The 24,536-nt window shown below is 43.1% G+C and carries 24 protein-coding genes and 1 tRNA gene; 12 read left to right on the top strand and 13 right to left on the bottom strand.

Features of this window, described 5'->3' with window-relative positions; all coding sequences use genetic code 11:
* Positions 1-197: 197 nt before the first annotated feature.
* Positions 198-1,376, top strand: a complete 1,179-nt coding sequence (locus RTR63_RS02285) for a thiolase family protein (RefSeq protein WP_312522427.1) — start codon at positions 198-200, stop codon at positions 1,374-1,376.
* Between the two features lie 68 nt (positions 1,377-1,444).
* Here the strand turns inward: RTR63_RS02285 and RTR63_RS02280 are convergent, their stop codons facing one another.
* Positions 1,445-2,086, bottom strand: a complete 642-nt coding sequence (locus RTR63_RS02280; protein ID WP_312522426.1) for a DUF1294 domain-containing protein — start codon at positions 2,084-2,086, stop codon at positions 1,445-1,447.
* 497 nt (positions 2,087-2,583) lie between these two features.
* Here RTR63_RS02280 and RTR63_RS02275 point away from each other — a divergent pair, with 497 nt between their 5' ends.
* Together RTR63_RS02275 and RTR63_RS02270 are read left to right on the top strand one after the other, a co-directional pair.
* On the top strand, positions 2,584-3,417 hold the full coding sequence (locus tag RTR63_RS02275; RefSeq protein ID WP_007115532.1) for a DUF2382 domain-containing protein: 834 nt from the start codon (positions 2,584-2,586) through the stop codon (positions 3,415-3,417).
* Positions 3,418-3,576: 159 nt separating this feature from the next.
* Positions 3,577-4,152, top strand: coding sequence for a DUF2382 domain-containing protein (locus RTR63_RS02270; RefSeq protein WP_227716809.1), 576 nt, complete (start codon positions 3,577-3,579; stop codon positions 4,150-4,152).
* Positions 4,153-4,309: 157 nt separating this feature from the next.
* Here RTR63_RS02270 and RTR63_RS02265 read toward each other — a convergent pair whose 3' ends face one another.
* From RTR63_RS02265 to RTR63_RS02235, 7 genes are all read right to left on the bottom strand, one after another.
* The gene (locus RTR63_RS02265) at positions 4,310-5,227 is read right to left on the bottom strand and encodes a LysR family transcriptional regulator (protein ID WP_060995632.1); all 918 of its coding nucleotides are present in this window, start codon (positions 5,225-5,227) and stop codon (positions 4,310-4,312) included.
* Positions 5,228-5,363: 136 nt separating this feature from the next.
* A complete protein-coding gene (paeA, locus tag RTR63_RS02260) occupies positions 5,364-6,686 on the bottom strand; it encodes a polyamine export protein PaeA (RefSeq protein ID WP_239743106.1) in 1,323 nt (440 codons plus the stop codon).
* A 166-nt stretch (positions 6,687-6,852) separates the two neighbouring features.
* Complete coding sequence (fadA, locus tag RTR63_RS02255; protein ID WP_007115528.1) at positions 6,853-8,025, bottom strand: acetyl-CoA C-acyltransferase FadA; 1,173 nt, start codon at positions 8,023-8,025, stop codon at positions 6,853-6,855.
* A 30-nt stretch (positions 8,026-8,055) separates the two neighbouring features.
* Entirely contained in the window at positions 8,056-10,212 is a 2,157-nt protein-coding gene (gene fadB, locus RTR63_RS02250) for a fatty acid oxidation complex subunit alpha FadB (RefSeq protein WP_312522425.1), read from the bottom strand.
* A gap of 318 nt (positions 10,213-10,530) precedes the next feature.
* Complete coding sequence (locus RTR63_RS02245) at positions 10,531-10,911, bottom strand: 5-carboxymethyl-2-hydroxymuconate Delta-isomerase (RefSeq protein ID WP_312522423.1); 381 nt, start codon at positions 10,909-10,911, stop codon at positions 10,531-10,533.
* Between the two features lie 11 nt (positions 10,912-10,922).
* The gene (gene ybaK, locus RTR63_RS02240) at positions 10,923-11,393 is read right to left on the bottom strand and encodes a Cys-tRNA(Pro) deacylase (RefSeq protein WP_312522422.1); all 471 of its coding nucleotides are present in this window, start codon (positions 11,391-11,393) and stop codon (positions 10,923-10,925) included.
* Positions 11,394-11,601: 208 nt separating this feature from the next.
* Entirely contained in the window at positions 11,602-12,102 is a 501-nt protein-coding gene (locus tag RTR63_RS02235; RefSeq protein WP_144918030.1) for a c-type cytochrome, read from the bottom strand.
* A gap of 537 nt (positions 12,103-12,639) precedes the next feature.
* On the opposite strand from RTR63_RS02235, the gene rpsU reads away from it, so the two are divergent.
* Positions 12,640-12,855: a 30S ribosomal protein S21 gene (gene rpsU / locus RTR63_RS02230; protein ID WP_007115522.1), complete on the top strand. Its 216-nt coding sequence runs from the start codon at positions 12,640-12,642 to the stop codon at positions 12,853-12,855.
* Positions 12,856-12,986: 131 nt separating this feature from the next.
* Positions 12,987-13,433, top strand: a complete 447-nt coding sequence (locus tag RTR63_RS02225) for a GatB/YqeY domain-containing protein (protein ID WP_007115521.1) — start codon at positions 12,987-12,989, stop codon at positions 13,431-13,433.
* Positions 13,434-13,498: 65 nt separating this feature from the next.
* Here the strand turns inward: RTR63_RS02225 and RTR63_RS02220 are convergent, their stop codons facing one another.
* The 4 genes from RTR63_RS02220 to RTR63_RS02205 form a co-directional block, all read right to left on the bottom strand.
* On the bottom strand, positions 13,499-14,128 hold the full coding sequence (locus RTR63_RS02220; protein ID WP_312522420.1) for a Maf family protein: 630 nt from the start codon (positions 14,126-14,128) through the stop codon (positions 13,499-13,501).
* Positions 14,129-14,146: 18 nt separating this feature from the next.
* Complete coding sequence (mreD, locus tag RTR63_RS02215; RefSeq protein WP_007115519.1) at positions 14,147-14,632, bottom strand: rod shape-determining protein MreD; 486 nt, start codon at positions 14,630-14,632, stop codon at positions 14,147-14,149.
* A gap of 11 nt (positions 14,633-14,643) precedes the next feature.
* Entirely contained in the window at positions 14,644-15,471 is an 828-nt protein-coding gene (gene mreC, locus RTR63_RS02210; protein WP_040403278.1) for a rod shape-determining protein MreC, read from the bottom strand.
* A gap of 165 nt (positions 15,472-15,636) precedes the next feature.
* Positions 15,637-16,668, bottom strand: coding sequence for a rod shape-determining protein (locus tag RTR63_RS02205; RefSeq protein WP_007115517.1), 1,032 nt, complete (start codon positions 16,666-16,668; stop codon positions 15,637-15,639).
* Positions 16,669-17,258: 590 nt separating this feature from the next.
* Here RTR63_RS02205 and gatC point away from each other — a divergent pair.
* From gatC to RTR63_RS02170, 7 genes are all read left to right on the top strand, one after another.
* Positions 17,259-17,561 (top strand): Asp-tRNA(Asn)/Glu-tRNA(Gln) amidotransferase subunit GatC, encoded by a 303-nt coding sequence (gene gatC, locus RTR63_RS02200; RefSeq protein WP_060995645.1) that lies wholly within the window; start codon positions 17,259-17,261, stop codon positions 17,559-17,561.
* Positions 17,562-17,618: 57 nt separating this feature from the next.
* Complete coding sequence (gene gatA, locus RTR63_RS02195) at positions 17,619-19,115, top strand: Asp-tRNA(Asn)/Glu-tRNA(Gln) amidotransferase subunit GatA (protein ID WP_312522417.1); 1,497 nt, start codon at positions 17,619-17,621, stop codon at positions 19,113-19,115.
* Between the two features lie 11 nt (positions 19,116-19,126).
* On the top strand, positions 19,127-20,623 hold the full coding sequence (gene gatB, locus RTR63_RS02190; protein WP_312522415.1) for an Asp-tRNA(Asn)/Glu-tRNA(Gln) amidotransferase subunit GatB: 1,497 nt from the start codon (positions 19,127-19,129) through the stop codon (positions 20,621-20,623).
* A gap of 46 nt (positions 20,624-20,669) precedes the next feature.
* Positions 20,670-20,746, top strand: a tRNA-Pro gene (locus RTR63_RS02185).
* 205 nt (positions 20,747-20,951) lie between these two features.
* Entirely contained in the window at positions 20,952-21,155 is a 204-nt protein-coding gene (locus RTR63_RS02180; RefSeq protein WP_312522413.1) for a hypothetical protein, read from the top strand.
* A 170-nt stretch (positions 21,156-21,325) separates the two neighbouring features.
* The gene (locus tag RTR63_RS02175; RefSeq protein WP_312522411.1) at positions 21,326-21,823 is read left to right on the top strand and encodes a L,D-transpeptidase family protein; all 498 of its coding nucleotides are present in this window, start codon (positions 21,326-21,328) and stop codon (positions 21,821-21,823) included.
* 179 nt (positions 21,824-22,002) lie between these two features.
* Positions 22,003-22,611 carry a nitroreductase family protein gene (locus RTR63_RS02170; RefSeq protein WP_159375223.1) on the top strand — a complete coding sequence of 203 codons (609 nt, stop codon included), beginning with the start codon at positions 22,003-22,005 and terminating at the stop codon, positions 22,609-22,611.
* Positions 22,612-22,900: 289 nt separating this feature from the next.
* Here RTR63_RS02170 and RTR63_RS02165 read toward each other — a convergent pair whose 3' ends face one another.
* Positions 22,901-24,448, bottom strand: a complete 1,548-nt coding sequence (locus RTR63_RS02165; RefSeq protein WP_312522409.1) for a CYTH and CHAD domain-containing protein — start codon at positions 24,446-24,448, stop codon at positions 22,901-22,903.
* Between the last annotated feature and the right edge of the window lie 88 nt (positions 24,449-24,536).

Below are 24,536 nucleotides of genomic sequence, written 5' to 3'. Positions count from 1 at the left end.
CTGAGATATTTTACAGTATTTTCAGTAGTTTAATTTACATTTTAACTATGATAATATGAAATGTATCGCATTAGCAAAACTTAAAACATCTATTGTGATTGGCATGGTTGCCGTTTACAGCCTTGTTTATAGACCGTAATGATTTATGTCGTAGTTTGCTTGTCACCACAAAAACCATAACGCAAAGGAAATTTAATATGGAAAATTCAGTCGTAATCGTAGATGGCGTTCGCACCCCAATGGGTGGATTCCAAGGTGATTTGAACGAAGTATCAATGCCAGAGCTTGGTGCAACCGTCATTAAAGAAGCCGTTAACCGTGCTGGCGTAAAACCAGAAGAGATTGACGAAGTTATCATGGGTTGTATCTTAACCGCAGGTGCAGGTCAAAGCCCAGCGCGTCAAGCGATGCGTAAAGCAGGTATCCCAGATGCCACAGGCGCAGTCAATGTCAACAAACTTTGTGGTTCTGGTATGAAAGCCATTATGCTAGGTGCCAACTCAATTCGTAGTGGTGAGTTTGATATCGTGGTAGCAGGTGGTATGGAATCAATGACCAACGCCCCTTATGTGCTACCAAAGGCACGTGGTGGTTATCGCATGGGAGATGGCGAGATCAAAGACACCATGTTCTTAGATGGTCTTAAAGATGCTGATACCGGCAAGTTAATGGGTGCATTTGCGCAAGAAATGGCAGATAAACGGGGTATCACACGTGAGGCGATGGATGCATTTGCTATCGAATCGCTAAAACGCGCCAACACCGCCATCAATGAAGGTCACTTCAAAAACGAAATCGTTCCGGTTACTGTCAAAACTCGTAAAGGCGATGTAGTCATTGACACGGATGAACAACCCGGTAAAGCCAATGTAGACAAAATACCGACCTTAAAACCTGCGTTCTCGAAAGATGGTACAGTCACTGCTGCTAACTCAAGCTCAATCTCTGATGGGGCAGCCGCCGTTGTATTGATGTCAGAAGACAAAGCCAAAGAAAAAGGCTTAAAACCAGTCGCACGTATCGTTGCCCAAGCCACTCACTCACAGCACCCAAGCGAATTTACCATCGCACCCATCGAGTGTGTGAAAAAAGTTTTAGCAAAAGCTGGCTGGAGCAAAGAAGACGTTGATCTTTGGGAAATCAATGAAGCATTCGCCATGGTAACCATGCTTGCTATGCAAGAAAATGACCTTGATCATGCTAAGGTTAATATCGAAGGCGGTGCTTGTGCATTGGGTCATCCCGTGGGGGCATCAGGTGCGCGTATCGTAGTCACACTCATCAACTCACTCAAACGCACAGGCGGTAAAAAAGGCATTGCTAGCCTATGTATCGGTGGCGGTGAAGCGGTTGCCTTAGCGATTGAATTAATCTAATTGTCTTATGCAAAAAAAATCCCTAATCTGTATTAGGGATTTTTTTTGCGCATCAATCAATCAAGCAATCATCTGATTTTTAGGTTGATATAACTTATGATTGCTAAAGCTAAGAGATTCCCTAGGACTGTCAAGTAAAAAGCCCTACGAAATTCTGGCTTGGTCGATTTATGGCGCAATAACCAATGGGCAAACGCCGCCCCTACCCAGCCCCCAGCAAAAGCCAATTTATGAAGTGACGCTTCTTGCACACGCCAATCACCATTTTTGGCAGCTTTTTTGTCATGCGCGTACAGCAGATAGGTCGCCAAACTTATTGCAAAATACCAACCAATAATCCATAAGGGTAAGTGCTTAACCAGTACAACAGCGGTCAGTAACACAAAAAACAGCACCCCAATAGCCACCCACGTGAGTAATGTTTGATTTTTAAGATCGTTTTGAGCTTGACGAACTTGCCGGGCATTTTGTTGGGCAACTTTTTGTCTGACAAACGTCTGTTGCTGCACGTTGACAGCGCAGGGTTTGCCATCTCTGCCTTGCCCTATTTCAAAAACTACCGCTTCATTAAGCACAGGACGTTGGTTCGCTCGGTATTCGCTGATATGAAAAAAGATGGCAGAGTCTTGTAAATTATTATCCGTTCGCTCAATAAACCCAAAGCCTTTGTCATCTTGCCAGCGGATTATTTTGCCCTGATATTTTGTCATTGAAAATCACCTAATATATATGTTGATAACTCATTATTTTTTATTACTTATCTTTTATAACGCCTTATTGGGTGGGCAATGGTGTTTCGCGCTAAGTGCTCTACCCAACTTTTTTTATATGTTTTTAATTTATTGCTAAAAGCCAATTTTTTTTACGCTTGGTTGCAAAAGTTACTTAAGACAACTGCCAATTACACCCTCTAAACAAAAATTTATCCAACTCTACTATTTAACGGGTGATTTTTTCAGTAATCTTGTTTGCAAGTCGAACGATTAAGCGTATGGCATTTTTCATCGTTTTTATCATCGGCGATTTCAACAATCAAGCATCTGTTGCAACAACCAAGTAGCTGTGAAACATCTAATTTGTTGAATTTTAAAAATTTTATTATAACAATTTTCATTTAACTATAAAAAACTATCTTATATTTATTTAGTTTTTAACTTAACTACCTTAATAAAAAATAAACAATAAGATATCTAAAGGAGATTTTTCCATGGCAAGTTTAATACGTTTACGCGATATCCAAGACACCCACGTTGACCTTTTAGGTAACGATTATTTTGATCCAACTGGTAAAAACGCTTATGGCGCCAATGGCGACAAAGTGGGTAGTATTCAAGGTGCTTTAGTTGATGAGAGCACAGGCCGTATTCGCTATTTCATTGTTGATGTAGGTGGCTGGTTTAGCTCGAAAGAAGTTTTAGTACCAGCGGGTCTAGCTCGTATTCAAGATGACAATGTATACTTTGATTCGCTCAGCCGAGATACTGTTGAAACAATGGATAGCTACGATCCTGACTATAATTACAGTATCGAAGAACAAACGGTTCGTGACCGTCATGTATTTGACCGTGCTGCCACACCTGTTAAGCTTACTGATAACGATTACCAATCACCTAATACATTACAGTTACTTGAAGAACGCATTTCAGTCAATAAAGACAAAATCGTAGCGGGTTTACTAAAAGTTGGTAAACATGTTGTGTCTGAGCCACGCACTGTCAACGTTGAATTAACTGAAGAACAAGCGCATATCCAGCGTACACCAGTTAATAAACCTACTGATCGCAGCATTGGTGATAATGACAATGCTACTATTGAGGTTGAACTTGAAGCAGAACGTGCAAATGTTAACAAACAAACTTATGTCACTGAAGAAGTTAACGTAGATAAAGTGGCACAAACTCGCACTGAGACCTTTAATGAAACCGTTCGCCGTGAAGAGTTAGATGTACAAAAAGATGGCGTTGAGCGTGTAACGGGTGTTGATACCGTCGATGGTAATGTATCACCTGCAATTGATCCAAATGCGCCCCGTAAACTTTAATAATTAATATCATTAGATAATTGATTACTATAGATTTTAACTTCTGCCAACGGTGTTGCCATTGGCTTGAAAAAGGCAGATGATTTCATCTGTCTTTTTTGTGATTGTTATATATTATTACAGATTTTGGAACAATAACTTTGCAATGGAAAACACTCAATGAAAAACCCGATGATGAATACTACTGAACCAAACACCCATGATACCCATACTCATGATAACATTGTCAAAACCGTTGATCTTCGTGAAGATACCACCAACACTTTAGAGCTATTAGCTGAACGCCCCCGAGTGCAAATTGAGCGATTTGTCAAAGACAATATTAAATTATCAAAAAAAATCATCAGCCAAACGGTTAACGTTCCTGTGACACTCAATCAAGAAGTGTTAGTGATTGAACATGTATTTTCCCAGGCTAACGCGCCTCATGATAATTTAGTTAGCGTGGTTACTAATAATGTCAATGTGCCACAGTTGATGGTGAATGGGCAAGCGATTACTTTAGGCGATACCCCGATTGAGGTTCCTCTACTTCAACAAATAGCTAAAGTAAATATTGAAACCATTGTGGCGGAAAAAGTGCAGTTAATGACCCAAAATGTCAGTCATGAAACGCAAATTCCTGTGACACTGCGCCATGAAGAATTGGTCACTGAAAAAGTTGAATACGATGAGCCAACAGTATTAGCAACAACGCATATCTCACCTGAAGAGGTTAACTTGGCTTCAAAGTAATTCCATTCTACTTTGTTTGGGTGACCTCGATTTGGCTTTTATTGGCGTGTCTTTTGTTGGCGTATGTTGATATGTAATTTGGGTGTGGCATTCATCAACATAATAGTGGTGTTGTAACATCACATCCAGCATTTTTAATCGGTTAGGTTTAAATCAATTAGGCTCGATGATGGGCAGGTATTGTAGATTTATGGCTAATCTCTGGCAGTAAATCCAAAAACCCTTGGATATAAGCCACCTCTTTACTTGTGGTACGGGTCGCCGCATAAAGCTGGCAAAACACACCTTCCCCCAGCGCCCTTGATATAACCCAGCCTTTTTTTTCGTATTCATTCACTACCCAATTCGGTAACGAGGCAACCCCTCGTTCACTCGCAACCAGCTGAATTAACATCGCTGTCAATTCTGTGGTTCTTAGTTTCTTGGGCGCAAGTCCTGCAGGCGCAAAAAAATGCGCGATGATATCGAGTCGTTTGGCTTCCACAGGATAGACGATGAGCGTTTCATCAATCAAATCTTCTGGCAAAATCGGCGATTTTTTATCGACTAATGGGTGTGTGGGTGACAACACCAAGCGACTTTCATATTGAAATAACGGCAGATAGCTGATTCCCTCCAAGGGTAAGCGACTGGCTGTGATAAGCACATCAATTTCTTCATCGAGTAACATTTGGTGAGGCTCAGGTTCAAAGCCTGAGCTAAAGTCCAGCTCAACGTCTTGCCATTCCCTGCGATAACGATTAAGAATAGGCATCAACCAATCAAAACAGCTATGACATTCCGAGGCCAAACGCAATTGTCCCGTTTGACCACGACCCAGTCTTTTAAGGTTGGCGGTGGTACGATTAAATTGCGGTAGCACACTGTCGGCAAGTTTGAGTACTTCTTTGCCTGCTGGGGTAAAGCTTAGCGGTCTTGAGCGGCGATTGACGAGGCTAACACCATAATAATTTTCGATTTCTTTGAGCTGATGGGACACCGCTGATGCCGTGACATACAAGTCCTCAGCCGCGGCAGCAAGCGAACCTTGCTCACGTAGTGCGGTCAATAATTGAAGGTGGCGGATTTCAAGCATAAAATAATTTTACCGTTTGCCAAGCCCAAAAGAAAAAAGTTCACGATTTGGTGAAACCATGAACTACTTTAACAAGAAACGTGAAAAAAGTTAATCAATTTCAAGTCAAAGCGGCCGTATTACTCAATCACTTTGACTAACTATCACTGATAATGTGCTCTTCTTCATCTTTGAAATTACGCGTCACAAGTAACTGGTCAATTTTATGATGATCAATATCGACTACTTCAAATTTATAACCTTGATATTCAACAAAATCCGCAGGGCGAGGAATTTTGCGCAGTTTGTACATCATAAAACCTGCTAAAGTTTCATAATTGTCCCAATCGGGAAAATCTTCGATACCGAGCGCATGTTTGACATTTTCAATCGGTGTGGTACCTTCAATCAGCCATGAGAATTCATCACGCTGGATAATCTGCTGCTCATCTTCAATCGGTGCGACCCAATCTCCCATCACTGTCATCATGATATCAGATAGCGTAATGACACCGACAATGAGCGCATACTCGTTCATCACCACAGCAAACTTTTCTTTACTGGAGCGAAAACGATCTAGCAGCTCGGATAAGGTTAATGTATCGGGGATGATTAATACATTACGAATCGTAGTTTCATTGAGCAAAATTTGCGACTGGTTACTAAGAAGTTTTACCAAAATATCTTTGGTATCGACATACCCAATCACTTCATCAATATGGTCTTTACATACCAAAAATTTTGAATACGGGTAATTGGCGATTTTTTGGCGAATACTTTGCTCAGACTCGCCAAGGGTGAAATAAACCACGTTCTCACGGGTGGTCATGCTAGAGGGCACGTTACGTTCTTCAAGCTCAAAAACGTTTTCGATAAAGTGATGTTCTTGCTTGAGCAACACCCCCGCTTGCGCTCCTGCATCCACCACGGCAGAAACATCATCAAAGGTGATATTTTCTTCTCTTACCATGTTGATTTTGAAAATTCTAAAAATCAGATTTGCCAGCCCGTTGATAATCCATGCCAGCGGCTTAAATACTTTGATTGACAACAGTACAGGTTCAATCACCGCTAACGCCACGCGTTCTGGGTTAATCATGCCAATGCGCTTGGGAATCAAATCAGCAAACAAAATAAACAACAAAGTGACTAGCAAAAATGACATCATAAAACCGATATTATCGAGCATTTTGCCTTGATAAAATGGCGAAATAAGGTCAATAAAGTAGGGACGAAGCGCAGACTCACCGACAATACCGCCCAAAATTGCCACGGCATTTAGCCCAATTTGTGAGGTGGCAAAAAATTCGGCAGAATTTTCTTGTAAATGTAGAATTTTATTGGCGCGATTGTCACCCGATTCTGCCAACAACTTTAGCTTGATGCGTCTAGCACCTGCCAGGGCAATTTCGGAAATGGAGAAAAAACTGGAAATCAACACTAATATACAAATAATTAGTAGATTTTGGAATAAACTCACAATACACCTATATTTATCTATTTTTATCTAGACAACATAACAGATTTAGTAAAAAATTTCTTAGACTTTATAGTAAAGCAATATTAGTAAAAAACATGGGTGAAGAAAACTGGCCGCGTAAAAAAACCCTTGATTGAAATCAAGGGTTTTTGTTACAACAAACTGCTTATACACGTTCAATAATGGTGGCAATCCCTTGACCCAGACCAATACACATGGTGGCAAGACCGAGTTGGGTGTCTTGTTGCTCCATCACATTTAGAAGTGTGGTGGTGATACGCGCACCAGAACAGCCTAGTGGGTGACCTAACGCAATAGCACCACCATTTAGGTTAACGATGTCTAGTTTGTCTTGTAGGTTTAAGCCCTTAAGAACCGATAAGCCTTGTGCGGCGAATGCTTCGTTTAGCTCGATGGTTTGCATATCGTCGATGCTCATGCCAGCGCGTTTTAAGGCTTTTTTGGTGGCAGGCACTGGCCCATAACCCATGATAGCGGCATCACAGCCTGCAACTGCCATACCGCGAATACGGGCACGCGGTGTTAGACCTAAATCTTTGGCTTTTTGTGCAGACATGATAAGCATCGCAGATGCACCATCAGATAAGGCTGATGAGGTGGCAGCTGTTACGGTACCGCCTTTAGGATCAAATACGGGGCGTAATGCCGCAAATGATTGCATGTTGGCATCGGGACGAATCACTTCATCGATGGTGCAAAGTTGTAGGTTACCGTTTTCATCATGACCTTCAATGCCGATGATTTCGTTTTTGAAACGACCTTGCTGTGTCGCTTCCCAGGCACGGCGATGTGATTCTACACCAAACGCATCTTGTTCTTGACGGCTGATGTTATTCATACGTCCGAGCATTTCAGCGGTTAAACCCATCATGTTAGAGGCTTTTGCATAATATTTTGAAGCCTCTGGGTTGATGTCAATACCGTGCATCATGCCCACGTGACCCATATGCTCAACACCGCCGATAATGAACACATCACCTTGACCTGTCATGATTTGTGCCGCTGCGGTGTGAAGTGCTTGCATGGATGAACCGCATAAACGGTTGACCGTTTGACCTGCCGTAGTACGTGGTAACTCAGCCAATAAACCGATGTTACGACCAATATTCATACCTTGCTCTAGGGTTTGGTTGACACAGCCCCAGATGACATCTTCTACAAGTTTGGTATCAAACGGGTTACGTGCTACCAAAGCTTTAACAAGCTCCGCAGACATGCTGTCAGCGCGTACATTGCGGAACATACCATTTTTTGATTTGCCCATTGCGGTACGAACGCCATCGACAATCACGACATCTTTTGGACTTAATGTAGTCATTTTATTCTCCTTAAAATTTATAATCGTCGATTACGCTTGTGGGTAAAAAGTTTTACCATTTGCCGCCATATCACGAATCATTTGTGGCGCTTCATAGGCTTTACCTAAGTTTGCGTATTTGTCGCAAAGGGCTAGGTAATTTTGTAGACCGATTTGGTCGATGTAACGACATGGACCACCACGGAATGGCGGGAAACCAATACCCATAATCATCGCCATGTCTGCCTCTGCAGGCGTCGATACGATGTTGTCCTCTAAGCAGCGAACCGTTTCATTACATAATGCAATCATCAAACGATCGATGATTTCTTGGTCTTCAAACTGTTTTGGCGCATCGATAAAGGGTTTTAATAATTCAACGGTTTGTGGATCGGCAGTTTTAACTGGCTTACCTTTTTTATCCGTTTCATATTTATAGAAACCAACACCATTTTTTTGACCTAAGCGATTGGCTTCAAACAATATCTGACCGCTCACTTTGTAGTCTGGTTTCATACGGTCTGGGAAGCCTTCAGCCATGACTTCTGCCCCATGAACGCCTGTGTCAATACCCACAACGTCCATCAAGTAAGCAGGACCCATTGGCCAACCAAATTTTTCCATGACTTTGTCGATTTGAACAAAGTCAGCGCCTTGTTTAATCAATAAGTCAAACGCACCGAAGTAAGGGAATAATACGCGGTTAACTAAGAAACCTGGGCAGTCATTTACCACCACGGGCACTTTACCCATTTTTTCTGCTAACGCTACCGTAGTCGCTACCGCTTCTTCGCTTGATTTTTCACCACGAATTACTTCAACCAGCGGCATACGATGGACTGGGTTAAAGAAGTGCATGCCGACGAAGTTTTCTGGGCGCTCTAGTACCGAAGCTAAGTAGGTGATAGAGATGGTCGAAGTGTTAGATGCTAGGATACAGTTGTCTTTAACTAGCCCTTCAACTTCTTTTAATACCGCGTGTTTAACTTTTGGATTTTCAACAACCGCTTCAATCACGATGTCAGTCTCACCAAAATCACCGTAGTTTAGCGTAGGACGGATACGGCTTAAAGTTTCGCCCATTTGTGCTGGGGTTACTTTACCGCGTGCCATACCACTTGATAGGTGTTTGCTGGCCTCGCTCATACCTAAGTCAAGTTGCTCTGCCTTGATGTCTTTCATGATGATGGGCAAGCCTTTTGAGGCGGCTTGGTAAGCGATACCACCACCCATGATACCTGCGCCCAATACAGCAGCTTCTTTAATATCATGCGCTTTGGCGCTGTGAGTTTTAGCAAGTTTACGAACTGCTTGGTCGTTTAAGAATAGACCGACTAGGCTTTCTGCTTGTGGGGTTTTTGCTGCTTTTGCAAAACCTGCAGATTCAATTTCTAACGCTTTGTCACGTGGTAGGTTCACGTGTCTTTCGATGGACTCTAACGCGATTTTTGGCGCTGGGTACTGGGCTGGATTGGCTTTTGAGAACAATACACCTTTGGCTGAGTTAAATGCCATGGTTTGTTCTAGGGCGTTTAATTTGACTGGATTGATTTTTTCGTCATGGCGTGCTTTCCAATCTAGATCGCCTGCGATACATTTTTTGACTAAATCAATCGCTGAAGCCTCTAACTGGTCAGCGGCAACAACCGCATCCACCATACCGACTTTCAATGCAGAGGCTGGTTTTTGTGCTTCGCCAGTTGCGATGATTTCTAAGGCGTTATCGATACCGATGATACGTGGCAAACGCACCGAACCACCAAAGCCTGGGAAGATGCCCAATTTAACTTCGGGTAAACCGATGCTCGCTTTGTCACTCATGACACGGTAGTCACACACCAACGTCATCTCTGTACCACCGCCCATGGATGCGCCATTGATTGCCGCAACTTTTGGGAAAGGCAGGTCTTCAAAACGGTTGAATGTTTTGTTGATGTCAAATACCCAAGAAGCAATCTCGCCTTCTGGTTTTTTGAAGTTACCAACAAATTCAGTAATGTCTGCACCAGCTATGAAAACTTTTTTTCCTGAAGTAACGATGAGACCTTTAACGTCTGAAGATTGTTCTAATGCCGTGACTGCTTCGCCAAATTCTTTGATGGTGGCTTGGTCAAATTTATTAACGCTCTCAGTTTGATTATCGTAGTTTAATTTAGCAATACCGTCTTCGAGTAGCGATACCGAGATGCTATTTCCTTGATAAATCATTGCTAACTCCTTGAGTTATGTTGAAATCAACGGGGAAAACCGAAAAAATGATGTTTTGCACGATGTCTTTATATGATGTCTTTAAAAGATGCTTGTGAAAAGATGCTTGTTAAAATTTTTACATACCGCAGACAAAACAAAATCTTGACTAGTTTACTATGTTTGCGATAAGTTGAGAATAACGCAAATGACTGTTTAGTCATTGGCTAGCAACGGGCCGCTGCTACTGCAGGTTTTGTTGCCAAACCTACTATCTTGCCACTGGGCAAAAGTCAGCAAAAATGTGCTTAAAGTAGCCAATTTTTATCCCTAAATCCTCTATTTGAATTCGACATACTGCTTGACATAATTGGCGCTTAGCGTGGTGGAATTGACGCAAATCTGTAAATTGCCAGCAGGCACCTCACTTTTAAATTCCTGCAGATGCGCTTTGATAGCATCGGCAATGCGCTGCGCCAATGATTGAATGGTAGCGTCATCACGCCCTGGCATAAGATAAAAATGCGCCATAACAAAGGCTTCATCTCCGCTATCGCTCAGTCCCACCAATACGTGGTTTGGGTAGTAGATACGTGATTTGATATCACTTTGTAGCTTAAAATTGCCAGACTGCCATAGCGCATCATTGACCCGTGCCAATAGGTTACCAGGCTGACTAATAATGTGGTTGTGACTCACTTCAATAATGACATTGGGCATGATGTTATCCTTTATTCTTGAATTAAATCTTCAAACTTGGCGTTTACTGCGCCTGCTAAATCTGACGGTGACAACTCAATCTCCAAGCCGCGTCTACCGCCACTACAATAAATGGTCGCAAAGTGTTGTGCCGACTGATCGATGACCGTGGGTAGGCGTTTTTTTTGACCGAGCGGGCTTACCCCACCTAGCACATAGCCTGTGGTACGTTCTACCAATTTGGGGTCTGCCATTTGTGCTTTTTTACTACCGATGGCTTTGGCGATTTTTTTTAGGTTTAGTAAATGCTCAACAGGCAGTATCGCAACAGCGAGTTTGTCATTGTCATATTTTACCACCAAGGTTTTAAATACCCGCTTTGGCTCAACTTGTAGTTTTTCTGCTGCTTCAAGCCCATAGCTTTCACTATGCGCGTCGTGATGGTATTCATGTAATTGGAAGTTGATTTTTAGTTTTTTGGCAAGATTAACGGCAGGTGTCATGGCGGTTTCTTAACAGGGTTTGGTGATTGAACATAGTCATTCATCATAACCAAACTGCGGGTTAAAACAAAGCACATTGGGTATAAAAAACGTATAAAAAAAACCAGCCAACTATTTTGCTAGTGACTGGATTTAGTGAAGTGCTAGATACTAGTTGTTGCATAGGCTTGAACATATAGCCTTTATTTTATAAATGGCGCATTACCTATTAGCTTGCTTTTGAGACCATATAATCAACGGCAGCTTTTACTTCCTCATCCGAGGCTTGACTACCACCTTTGGCTGGCATTACACCGGCTTTTCCTTGATAGCCGCCGATGGCGTGTTTATAAAGCGTGTCTTTACCTTGCGCAATGCGAGGTGCCCAAGCGGCTTTATCAGCAAGTTTTGGTGCGCCCATTAAGCCTGCTGTGTGACAAGTGGTACATACACTACCAAACAATTTTTCGCCAGCATCAGCAGAAACTGGGGTAGCAGTTGCTGTCGTCGTGGTGGCAGCGGCTGAGGCGGCTGTCGGTGGCACAAATGAAGCAGGCTGTGAAGCTACTGGCATGGGATGGTTTGCACGAGCGATTTCACCTTGCTGTGCGGCAATTTCTTCGGTTGGTTTGCTTTCGGCTGATTCATGCTTACTACATGCGCTCATGGTAAGACCCAAGGCAATCATAAGACTGGCTAGCGTGGCATTGCGTGTTGATATCGGTAGCATAACCTTTTCCTTTCAAATAAGGTGAAATCTAATTTCACATCAATGTATAAATTTTTAATAGCCCTACAAACTATTTTGCATGGTAATATTTTGCGTGGTAATGCCGACTGGCAAATGGCTAGTGCGACATTTGGCGGTATGTTGTTATTACATGAGAATTAGTGACTATATTAGCATTACTGCGGTATGAATAAAATAACATTTTAAAGCCACCTTGCTAAATCATTACTATCATTGTGTATTTTGTTACGCTAACGGGTAAAAATTTTTTATTGGCTAGATGAAACAGGGCAATTGGCTAAGAGAAGGATTTTCTAATTTAACAGTTTATTAAAAAGCTAAAATTTACATTGACTTACATTCAATATTTAGTTAAAATTCGCACCTATTTTTATCCTAATCTGAGCTGATGCCAAACCATGGGTAGGTTGGCTAATAATCACCTATACAGCCGGATTAATGTTCCTGACCCACTAACCCCGCTTTGTTGATAGCACGGTAACTGTCTATCAATAAGCCTAGACTTAAGGAGTCTACATGCCAGCAGTAAAGGTAAAAGAGAACGAACCTGTAGATATCGCAATTCGCCGCTTTAAACGTGCTTGTGAGAAAGCCGGTATTTTAGCAGATGTACGTAAACATGAGTTCTATGAAAAACCAACTCAAGAACGTAAACGCAAAAAAGCAGCTGCGGTAAAACGTTACAAAAAGAAAATGTCACGTGAATCAGTACGCACGACTCGTCTTTACTAAGGTAATTTGTCGACAGACAACCCAATACCAGTAAATGATAAAATCCACTTTGTTAAGTGGATTTTTTTATGCTATGTTGCTAACCACAATTTTAAAAACGCCATTAGCTAACATTAAGGAGCGTTAAAACCATGAGTACCATAAAAGACACCCTGACCGATGTGGTCAAAACTGCCATGAAAGCGCGTGAGCTTGAAAAAGTTAAAGTACTACGCAGCGTACAAGCGGTGATAAAACAAATCGAAATTGACCGCCAAATAACGCTCGATGATGCAGGTGTACTAGACATCTTACAAAAGCAAACCAAGCAGCGCCAAGAGTCGCTCGCGATTTTTGCCGCCAATGGTCGGGAAGATTTGGCACAAAAAGAACAATTTGAGATTGATGTGATTAGTCAATTCTTGCCACAACCCATGAGTGAAGCAGAAATTGCCAATTTGGTAGCTGCTGAAATTGCTGAGCAAGGTGCCACTTCAATGCAGCAAATGGGCGCTGTGATGAATGCGCTGAAAGTCAAAACCGCAGGTCGCGCTGACCCCGCTTTGATTTCAAAGTTGGTCAAAGCAACATTGGGTTAACCCTTTAAAACATCATAAAAAAAGCCATAAGATTTGTACTTATGGCTTTTTTATGGGGTAAATTTTTACTGATGGGTTTGCATCGCCTGAGAAAGCAAATCTAACGTTTCCACCAACGGCAGTCCAACCACATTGCTATAACTACCGTCAATCGCTTTGACCCACGCAGCGCCCAGTCCTTGAATAGCATAACCGCCTGCTTTGTCTTGTGGTTCGCCTGTATGCCAATAATGCGCCATCATGCTGTCAGTGAGTGCGATAAATTTGACATCGGTTTTCACCACAGTGCGGTCAGCATAATCCATCTGCCATTGACCGCTACGCTGCGCCATTCGGCTCACTTGTACCGCGGTCCATACTTGGTGCGAGGCATTGCTCATTTGCCGCCACATCGCACAAGCGTCTGCAAAATCGCTAGGTTTTTGTAGCACTGACCCATCCGGCAATACGCCAATAGTATCGGCGGTAATCACTACACACTCGGTCATAGCGGTTGGCAAAACTTGTAAAGCGGCTTGCGCTTTTTGACTCACCATACGTCCAATATAGTCAATCGCCGATTCTTCTACTAGCCGTGTTTCATCAATACTGACTGCCGCGCAAGTATGTGGCACCGCAACTTGATCTAACAACTCACGCCGTCTGGGTGAGGTGGACGCCAAGATAATCGGTATAGTGGCATTAAATTGATACATAATAACTTCTCAATACGCTTATCGCGTATAACGCAGCATGACAGCGACTAACAGCGGCCAAATTAAGGTACTGACGGCAACGGTATAAAGTAATTGGGGAGCAAACACCCCTTGGGTAAATAAATGCAGAAAAATTAACCCAAGTTGATAAATCAGCAAACAGGCGCCCGCAAGCAGCCACACCAAGTTTGAGGACAATTGGCGTAAATAACCACTGACAAACTTGATAAAAAACGCCACCAACACTGCACATAAGGCTTGCTGACCGATTCGGCTATCTGTGAGTAAATCAGCAAACAAACCAACCACAAACGCCAATCCTATGCCAATTAAAGTCGGTTGAAATATCAGCCAAAAAATCAGCATCATGATCATCCACATCGGACGAAATAGCGCAATCTCTGCCGACAGCGGATACACACTAAGTACCGATGCGATGATAAAACTGATTGCCATCACAATATATAAATGCTGTTTGGTTTTTTTGCGCTGAACGACGACCATAATCAGTAATTTTATACCTTTTGCTGAAGCAGTAAAACATAAGACGTATTGATAAAATTGGCAGCGGGTTTCACCATAATCTTGGCATAGCCCCCCGCTTGCTCGGCCTCTACTTTTGCCACGCGCCCAACAGGAAATCCGGCAGGAATACGACCGCCAAGCCCTGATGAAATAAGCTCATCGCCAATGCGTACATCCGATGCCTTAAAGATATAATCTAGTACCAAATACTGTGGATTACCTTTGCCCGATACAATGGCTTTTTGCCCAGTACGTTTGATAGTCACGGCAACGGATTGTTGGTCATCACTGATTAACACCACACGGCAGGTATCGGGGTAAACATTAACGACTTGTCCAAGAATGCCGTTTTCATCAATCACCGTTTGCCCCACAATCACCCCGTCTTTGCTGCCTTTATTGATGACTACCATTTGCCGAAGTGGATTGCTATCGGTACCAATGACATGCGATAACAGCAAATTAAACTGGTCTGGCGTGGTGGCAGACAAAATCCCTTGCAGTCGGGCATTTTGCGCAACAAGATAATCTTGCTGCTGTAATTGCGCTTTGGCATGCACCAGCTCAGCTTTTAACTGGACATTCTCACGCCGTAACGCTTCTTTTTCGGTCATGCTACTATCAAGCCAGCCTGCAAAAAAACTTGGGTAAGCCGATACTTGATAGATGGGCTGCATGGCGGCATGGGTCACGGTACGTACTGGTTGAAACCAGCTGCTATTTTTACTATCCAATAACATCAGCACAATCGCCGCAAACACCACAATAAGGGTCTTGCGAATGGCGAGCGGTTGTTGGGTAAAAATGGTAAGTGACATAAGTAACATCCAAGTAAAATCCGTGACAGTCAATACCGCAAGCGGCACAACACAGATAAGGGTAGCAAAAATCTTTTAAAAAAAGCTATCGTAAAATCATCTTGTCAATAAAGCAATAAAACCGCTATTAAAAAATAGCGGTTAACGGTAACACATCAATTAACATCAGACAAAAATCATATTCAATGCTTTGTTATTGATAAACTCTAGCGCTTTACCACCCCCACGGCTGACACAAGTCAAGGGGTCTTCAGCTACCGTGACGGGCAAGCCTGTCTCACGTGAAATCAGTTCATCAAGATTGCGTAATAGTGCGCCACCACCGGTTAATACAATACCACGCTCTGCGATATCGGCTGATAATTCAGGCGGTGTTTGTTCAAGCGCCGCTTTGACACCTGAGATGATACCAGTAATAGGGTCGCTTAAGGCTTTTTGGATTTCGGCGGATGTCACCACAAATGATTTAGGCACGCCTTCTGCCATGCTACGACCACGCACTTCCACTTCCAAGGGATTTTCAGGATCTTCAATAGCCGTGCCTACTTCGGTTTTGATGCGTTCAGCCGTGGTTTCACCAATCACACAGCCATGGGTACGGCGGACATGAGTAATAATCGCTTCATCAAACACATCACCGCCGATACGGATGGAGTCGGCATACACACAGCCTGATAGCGCAATCACCGCAATCTCTGTGGTACCGCCACCAATATCCACCACCATCGAACCGCTGGCTTCATGCACGGGTAATCCTGCGCCAATCGCAGCTGCCATAGGCTCTTCAAGCAATAAGGCTTTATTTGCGCCTGCCGATTCAACCGCTTCACGAATCGCACGACGTTCTACCAAGGTAGATTTACAAGGCACACAAACAATCACGTTTGGATTGGCTAAAAAGCGTTTCACTTTCACTTTGTTGATAAAATGCTTGAGCATTTTTTGGGTCACTTCAAAATCGGCAATCACACCGTCTTTGAGTGGACGAATCGCAGTGATATTATCTGGGGTACGACCTAGCATCTGTTTGGCATCAATACCGACGGCCGCAACGGTAGGATTTTGGGTACGGTTACTACGAAGCGCAACAACCGTTGGTTCATTGAGGACCACACCTTTACCTGGGGTGAAAATTAACGTATTGGCAGTGCCAAGGTCGATGGCGATATTACTTGATAAAAATCCGAAAAGGCTCATGTATCATTTCCCAGTGATAACAAAACTACACTGCAAGCAAAGCAGAAATTAGCGGGGTGTTTAATCGCACATCGAGTCAACGACGCATTTTTTAAAAGCTTTTAATGCCCATGTTTCAAAACCGCCCTATCGTGCCCACTAACAAAAAATCTGAAACAAGCTGCTTACCGCTGCTGTATTTTACATAAAAAATAGCAAGAAACTCTTAACGATTAACAGTTAAAAGGCTATCTTTTTACATAAAAAAAAGTGACGATGATTTTAAAGAAGCTTAGGCGATAGTGACTTTAATGCGATTAATTTGCGTTTAGTAAGAATAGTGCTAGATTATAGCGGTAAAATATCGCAAAATATAGTGATTTAATCACATTCTATCTTTATTCACGAATTTTTTGTGACAAATTATTTAGGTCACATCACCGTATTTTTTCAAATTTGTTATTAAAAGTAACTAAACTAAAGCAACTGTTTTTATCAGGTTTTAGCCTCTTTTATTATAGCCTGTTGCTATAATTGGCTGGTGTAAAATCGCATCAAACATTTGCCTTGTTTGCCCGTTTTCTTTTTTGTTTGTACTTAAGGAACTCATCATGTCGCAGACGCTTTCAACTGATGAAATTATGAACATCGCCAAACTTGCTCGACTTGGCGTGACCGCTGAGCAGGCAGATAGTTATGCCAATGACCTAAGCAAAATTCTATCAATGATGGATATTTTGGCAGAGGTCAATACTGACAATATCGCACCGCTTACCAATGTCCATGATATGACCCAGCCACTGCGTGAAGATGTTATTGGCGGTAATGGGGTCGAAGTCAATCGTGAGCTAAATCAGTCCATTGCGCCAAGTGTCGCTGATGGTTTATACCTTGTGCCACAGGTCATTGAATAAACCACAGCTCATCGAATACCTTGTCAAATTTTTGTTAATTAATTATAAGTGAAAATTATGTCTGAACTACATACGTTTTCGGTTGCCCAATTGGCAGCAGGTCTAAAAAATAAAGACTTTAGCAGTACCGAACTTACCAAGCACTTTCTCAATCGGATTACCCAGCATGATAAAGCCATCAACAGCTTTATCACGGTCACGCCTGAACAAGCGTTAGCGCAAGCCGCCGCCGCCGATAAATTATTGGCTGAAGGCAAAGGCGCAGACTTGACGGGCGTGCCACTGGCTCATAAAGACATTTTTTGTACCCAAGGCGTTTTAACCACTTGTGGCTCAAAAATGCTAGAAAACTTTGTGGCGCCTTACAACGCCACCATCGTTGAAAACTGCCAAAATGCAGGCTTAGTCATGCTTGGCAAAACTAGCATGGATGAGTTTGCCATGGGCTCGGACAATGAGTCATCATACTTTGGCGCCGTGCACAACCCTTGGGATAGCAGCCGCGTACCAGGCGGTTCATCGGGCGGTAGCGCAGCAGCGGTTGCGGCAGGTTTTGCGCCCTTTGCCACAGGCTCAGATACCGGCGGCTCGATTCGTCAACCTGCGTCATTTTGTGGTTTGACAGGGATTAAGCCCACTTACGGACGTGTTTCACGTTATGGGATGGTGGCGTATGCGTCAAGTTTTGACCAAGCTGGCAGTTTTGGTAAAACCGCAGAAGATTGTGCTTATTTGCTCAACGTGTTATCAGGTCATGACAGCAAAGACTCAACGTCTGCCAACAAAGACGTGCCGGATTTTTTCACTAGTTTGACCAGCAAACGCCAAGCCAATGCCAGCCATGATAAACCGCTTCAAGGGTTACGCATCGGTATCCCAACCGAATACTTTGCCGATGGCTTAAATAGCGAGGTTAAAGCCAGTGTAGAAGCGGCATTAAAACAATACCAAGCCTTGGGTGCAAGCTTGGTAGATGTGAATTTGACCAAACCTGAAATCACCCTTGCCACTTATTATTTGCTCGCCCCAGCCGAAGCTTCATCTAACTTATCCCGTTATGATGGGGTGCGTTATGGCTACCGCTGTGATAGCCCAAAAAACTTGGAAGATTTATACACCCGCTCACGTTCTGAAGGCTTTGGTGCCGAAGTACAGCGCCGTATTTTGATGGGTACCTATGCGCTATCAGCGGGTTATTTTGATGCCTACTATGTCAAAGCGCAAAAAGTGCGCCGCCTCATCAGCCAAGATTTTACCAAAGCCTTTGAAAGCTGTGATGTCATTGCCACCCCAACTGCGCCAACGACGGCTTATAAAATCGGTGCAAGCCTTAGCCCTGCCGAAATTTATATGGGGGATGTTTATACCATTGGCGTGAATTTAGCCGGTTTACCTTCATTAAGCCATCCGGTGGGTTTTGATGGTGACAATCTGCCTGTCGGCTTACAGCTGATTGCAAAGGCATGGGATGAAGAGACGCTACTGCAAACTGCCGATGCGTATCAGCAAGTCACTGATTTTCACCAACAACTATCACCCATCGCCAAAGCCTAAGGAGCCTTGTTATGACAAACGAAAATAAACCGCAAGCGCCTTTAGTGGATGGCTATGAAGTGGTTATCGGTATCGAAATCCACTGCCAGCTTAATACCAATACCAAAATTTTCTCATCGGCTTCCACCCTATTTGGGCAAGAACCCAACACCCAAGCCAATATTGTTGACCTAGCCATGCCAGGGGCGCTACCTGTACTCAACAAAGATGTGGTAGAAAAAGCGGTGATGTTTGGGCTTGGCGTCAATGCTGAAATCGGCATGATGAACGCCTTTGACCGTAAAAATTATTTTTATCCCGACTTGCCAAAAGGCTACCAAATCAGCCAAATGGCGCACCCGATTGTCGGTACAGGCTATATCGACATTGTGGTTAATGAAGGTGAAAAAAACGAATACCCCAAACGTATTCACATCACCCGTGCTCACTTAGAAGAAGATGCGGGCAAATCGGTGCATGATGCGGTGCCACAAATGACGGGCGTGGATTTAAACCGTGCCGGTACGCCGCTGATTGAAATCGTCTCAGAGCCTGATATGCGCTCAGCTGCCGAGGCGGTTGCCTATGTCAAAGCCATTCACCAGTTGGTCACTTGGCTCGGTATTTCTGATGCCATTATGGCGGAAGGTTCATTTCGTGCCGACTGTAACGTCTCCGTACGAAAACCCGGTGCCGACTTGGGTACTCGCTGTGAGATTAAGAACCTTAACTCGTTTCGCTTTATCGAGCGCGCCATCACGGTGGAAATCGAGCGTCAAATTGACTTGATTGAAGACGGCGGCAAAGTCATACAAGCAACTCGCCTGTACGATCCCGACAAAGACGAAACGCGCTCAATGCGTACCAAAGAAGAAGCCAACGACTACCGCTATTTCCCAGACCCTGACCTTTTACCTGTGCATATTGATACCGCAACTTTTGAACAAATCAAAAACGCCATGCCAGAATTGCCAGTGGCACGTCGTGAGCGTTTTCAATCGGCGCTTGGCTTACCTGAATACGATAGCCGTATTTTAACCGCTAGCCGTTCGCTCGCTGATTACTTTGAGCAAGTCGTGGCAAAAGTCGGTCATGATAACGCCAAACTGGCTGCCAACTGGATAATGGGTGACCTGCTCGGCGCGCTCAACAAAGATGAAAAAACCATTGAGCAAAGCCCGATTTCAGTGAGCCAATTTGCCAAACTGCTAGAACGTATCAAAGACAATACGCTATCAGGCAAGCTGGCCAAACAAGCCTTTATCGCCCTATTCGCTGGCGAAGGCGGTGACGATGACACAGCCGTGGATAAAATCATTGCCGATAAAGGTTTAAAACAAGAAACCGATACAGGCGCGATTAAAGCGATTGTCGAAGACGTGTTGAAAAACAACCAAGCGATGGTCGATGAGTATAAGTCAGGCAAGGAAAAAGCCTTTAACGGTCTTGTCGGTCAAGTGATGAAAGCCTCCAAAGGTAAAGCCAACCCGGCTCAAGTTAATCAGCTGTTAAAAGAACTAATTGGATAAGTTGGTATTGCAAATTCTGTCATTTTTGGTAGAATAGTACACCTTTCGGGGCGTAGCGCAGTCTGGTAGCGCACTTGCATGGGGTGCAAGGGGTCGCGAGTTCGAATCCCGCCGTTCCGACCAAATTAAAAAGGCTTACGTGTTCCGACCAAATTAAAAAGGCTTACGTGTTACGTAGGCCTTTTTCTTTTTGAATTTTTCGTTATACCTATTGTCACAGTATTTTTACGTGAATATGACAATATTTTTTTCATTTTGATAGATAATTTATTGATAAAATTTTCTCCCTATTTGGCTGTATTTATTTCACTGTATTTTTTGAAAAATCATGAGCGCGATCATTAAATCATTCCTTGCTAAGTATAAACTGACAAATTTGGCTGCGACTTTGGTATGGGTGGTTTTACCACTCACCGCGCAAGCCGATAGCGGTCATCAAGCACAAACCAATAAAGATGCGATTGTACGTTCTTGTCCCAATCGTCTATGTCCCGTCGTGCAGACCCTGCCCAAAGGCATCAAATTTAGCTAGGTATTAGCCAAAAATGGCTTTGTGAACATTGCCGATTCTACCTTGTGGGTATCCACTACTGACATCAAATAACTGATTGTATGTTTTCAAATTTTTCTTAAAAAGCCTGTCATGAATATGATGGGCTTTTTTGTTATGATAGTCTAAGCTTAATGTTGAACGAGTCGATTATGTGTTACCCAAAAATCATTATTTCAATTGAAAAACAACAACTTACTCTATGTCTTAGCCGCACCCAATCACAAACTTACCCCATCTCTACTGCCAAAAATGGTATTGGACAACTGCAGGATACTGGCTGTACACCGCTCGGTGCGCACGTGATTAGCGAAAAATTTGGTGATAATTTACCTATCAACAGTGTATTTGTGGCACGTCAATTTACCGGCGAAATTTATGACGATCATTTGGCAACCACATTTCCCAATCGAGACTGGATTTTGACGCGGATTTTGTGGTTAGATGGCTATGAAGAGGGATTTAACAAAGGCGCCAATGAGCAAGGGGTGTGCGATACCAAGGCGCGTTACATTTACATTCATGGGACGCCCAATACTGAGCCAATGGGCATTCCGCTTTCTCATGGCTGTATCCGCATGCGCAATCAAGACATTATTGCACTGTATGACCAAGTGGATATTGGTACAGCGGTCGAAATTTTGCCTTAAATTTATCAAAGTTAACCTTAATAATATATTAGAAAAAATTAATAAATATGATTATTTGTTAAAAAAAATTACAAAATAGTTTTTATTTATTAGTATTTTAGGCATATAATAACCGTGTCACATCAATCGGCTTTAATAAGGTAGATTGATTATCAAATAACAATGAAAAGGAGCTGATTATGTCAGTTGAAACTTTACACACTATCGCAGAAACTCGCCGTTCTATCTATATGCTCAATGACCAATTGCCTGTCTCAAAAGATGAGGTAGTTAAACTGGTTGAACATGCCGTGTTACACACCCCCTCTTCATTCAACTCACAGTCAAGCCGCTTGGTGGTATTGTTTGGTGAAGACCACCAAAAACTTTGGCAAATCACCGAAGATTTGCTACGCGCTATGGTGAATGATGATGAAAAATTCAAATCAACTGCCGATAAGATGGCCATGTTTAAAGCCGGTGCAGGGACTATCTTGTATTTTGAAGACCAATCAGTGGTCAAAGGCTTACAAGAACAATTCCCACTTTATGCGCATAATTTCCCAGTATGGGCAGAACACACCAGTGCCATGCACCAATATGCGATTTGGAACGCCTTAGCCGCGCTCAACATCGGTGCAAACTTACAGCATTATAATGGCGTGATTGATGAAAAAGTGGCAGAAACATGGAACATCGATAGCAACTGGAAACTCATTGCGCAGATGGTATTTGGTGGTATCGCCGCCCCAGCAGGTGAAAAAACCTTTGAACCTATCGAAAAACGCTTAAAAGTTTACGGAAAATAATTTTTTAATGTGCACTACAATGCATGTGCTAGTGCTAGTGCTAGTGACAGCAAAAAGCCAATATCTGACGGTATTGGCTTTTTTATATAAATTTGATTGCCATTAACTAAAAAATTAGCTCAGTAAAAACCCGACAATATACCGCATATTATCTACTGTCGGTATCGAAATTAGCGGCTAAATGCTGTCATCCATGACTGACCTAACTAGTCATACAGTGATTGACTGATTAGTGCTTTCTGCAGAGGCAATTTTCTTTAATTCACATGTCTACAATCAAGCCAAACTACTACCAAAACTTTGGCGCATTTTTAACCGTTTTTAGACTCACCGCGCATTGCTCGCTACTGGCTTGCTCACGCCCGCTAAACCAACCCACCGCAAATAGTGCATTTGGGTCGGTTTTGGCTTTCTCAAGATAGTTAGCATGACCGACCACATTGTCATTATACTCACCGAGTACGTCTTGTGCAGGCTCTAAGTATTGCAAAAAGGCATTGAGCTTCGTCGCTTTTTTTCCTTTTTTGCCACTGTTTTGGTTGGCAAAAAGCGGCGCAGCAAATTCACTGACATACCGCAGGCTTTTGAGGTCTTTACGGACACCATGCTGGCTGTCAGTATCAAGACTGGCAAATTTATCACTCGCCGTGGCAATCGCGGTAAATAGTTTTTCCAACTTTTTGGCAACTGGGGCTTTGGCTTTTGGGTTGTCCGCAGGTACGGGCAAATGGGTAAAACCAATCAGCTCTAACAGTAGAATTTGAAAATCATTGGCTCTGACGGCGTCAATCGGCATGATATCGACTGCCGTTGACCACTCAACATGCGGTGCACCGACTGACTCTAGCAGGGGCTGGGTTTTTATTTGCAAGATTTCTTTATCACGATACTCCCCTAACAGGCTAAAGGTTTGTTTGAGTACCATCAGCCAATTTGGGTCGATATAATCTGGGGCGAATTTAAAATGTTTGAGGGCAGTACGCAAACGGCGAATACCGACACGCAGTTGATGTACTAAGTTGCCATCGGGACTGCCTTCAGCAATTGCAGAGGCATTGGGCAAAATCTGCACTAGGCAGTTATTGACCACTGCCTGCAAAAACGCAAATTGGCTGATGCCTTTGTGTAATTGCAGCACAGCCAAATCCGCTTTGACAGGCTGGGCAAATTGTTTATTCGCGAGTAGCAAACTACCCCGTTGGGCTTTGGTAACGGTTGATAAATATAATTTGTATTTTTTGCACCAAGTTTTAGCCACCTCAATCAAATCACCTGGGTCACCTTCAAGGAGTTCAAATTCAATTTCATGAATATCCGATTGGGTTAACTCATGATTATTCGCGGGTTTTTGTGAGTTTAGGTGACCTATGCCAACCTTGCCGATATCATAAGCGATTTCGATGCGGCTGTTATTTCTCTTAATTTGACGAGAAGTGCGCTGGACATCGGTAAAATATTGCACGGTTAAGGCTTGAGCAAGCTTGTCGAGCGGCATGATTTTAGTCAACTGCGCTACCACTGTTGGCTCTGTAATCAGTGAAATATCAGGCACAAGGCTACTAACATCAAGGGTATCTGGCATACCCGTCAGGCTTAGCACTGTATTGAGCTCAACGCGTTTGGCAACGCCATCACCCGCTGTTTTGAGGGTTTGTACCCACTGGCTGTCTTCAAAGCGGATACGCAGGGCAATGCCTTTTTTGGCAAGGTCTTGATTGGGGGTATCAAAGTAATACGCAGATAGGCGCTGTTGCTGCGCAGTTTTGGTGTCGATATTTTTTCTTAAGATGCTTTGTTGATAGCTTGGGACAGCAAACTTGAGTTCTAGTTCGTGCATGATGGTGTCGATTAACCTATATAGCTAACGGATAAAACACCATCATAGCACAACTTTGCTTTTTAAAAATAACCACTTGGCTCATTTG

Source organism: Moraxella sp. CTOTU47724, assembly GCF_032014955.1.
GTDB lineage: Bacteria > Pseudomonadota > Gammaproteobacteria > Pseudomonadales > Moraxellaceae > Faucicola > Faucicola tetraodonis.
This window is presented reverse-complemented; position numbering and strand designations above follow the sequence as displayed.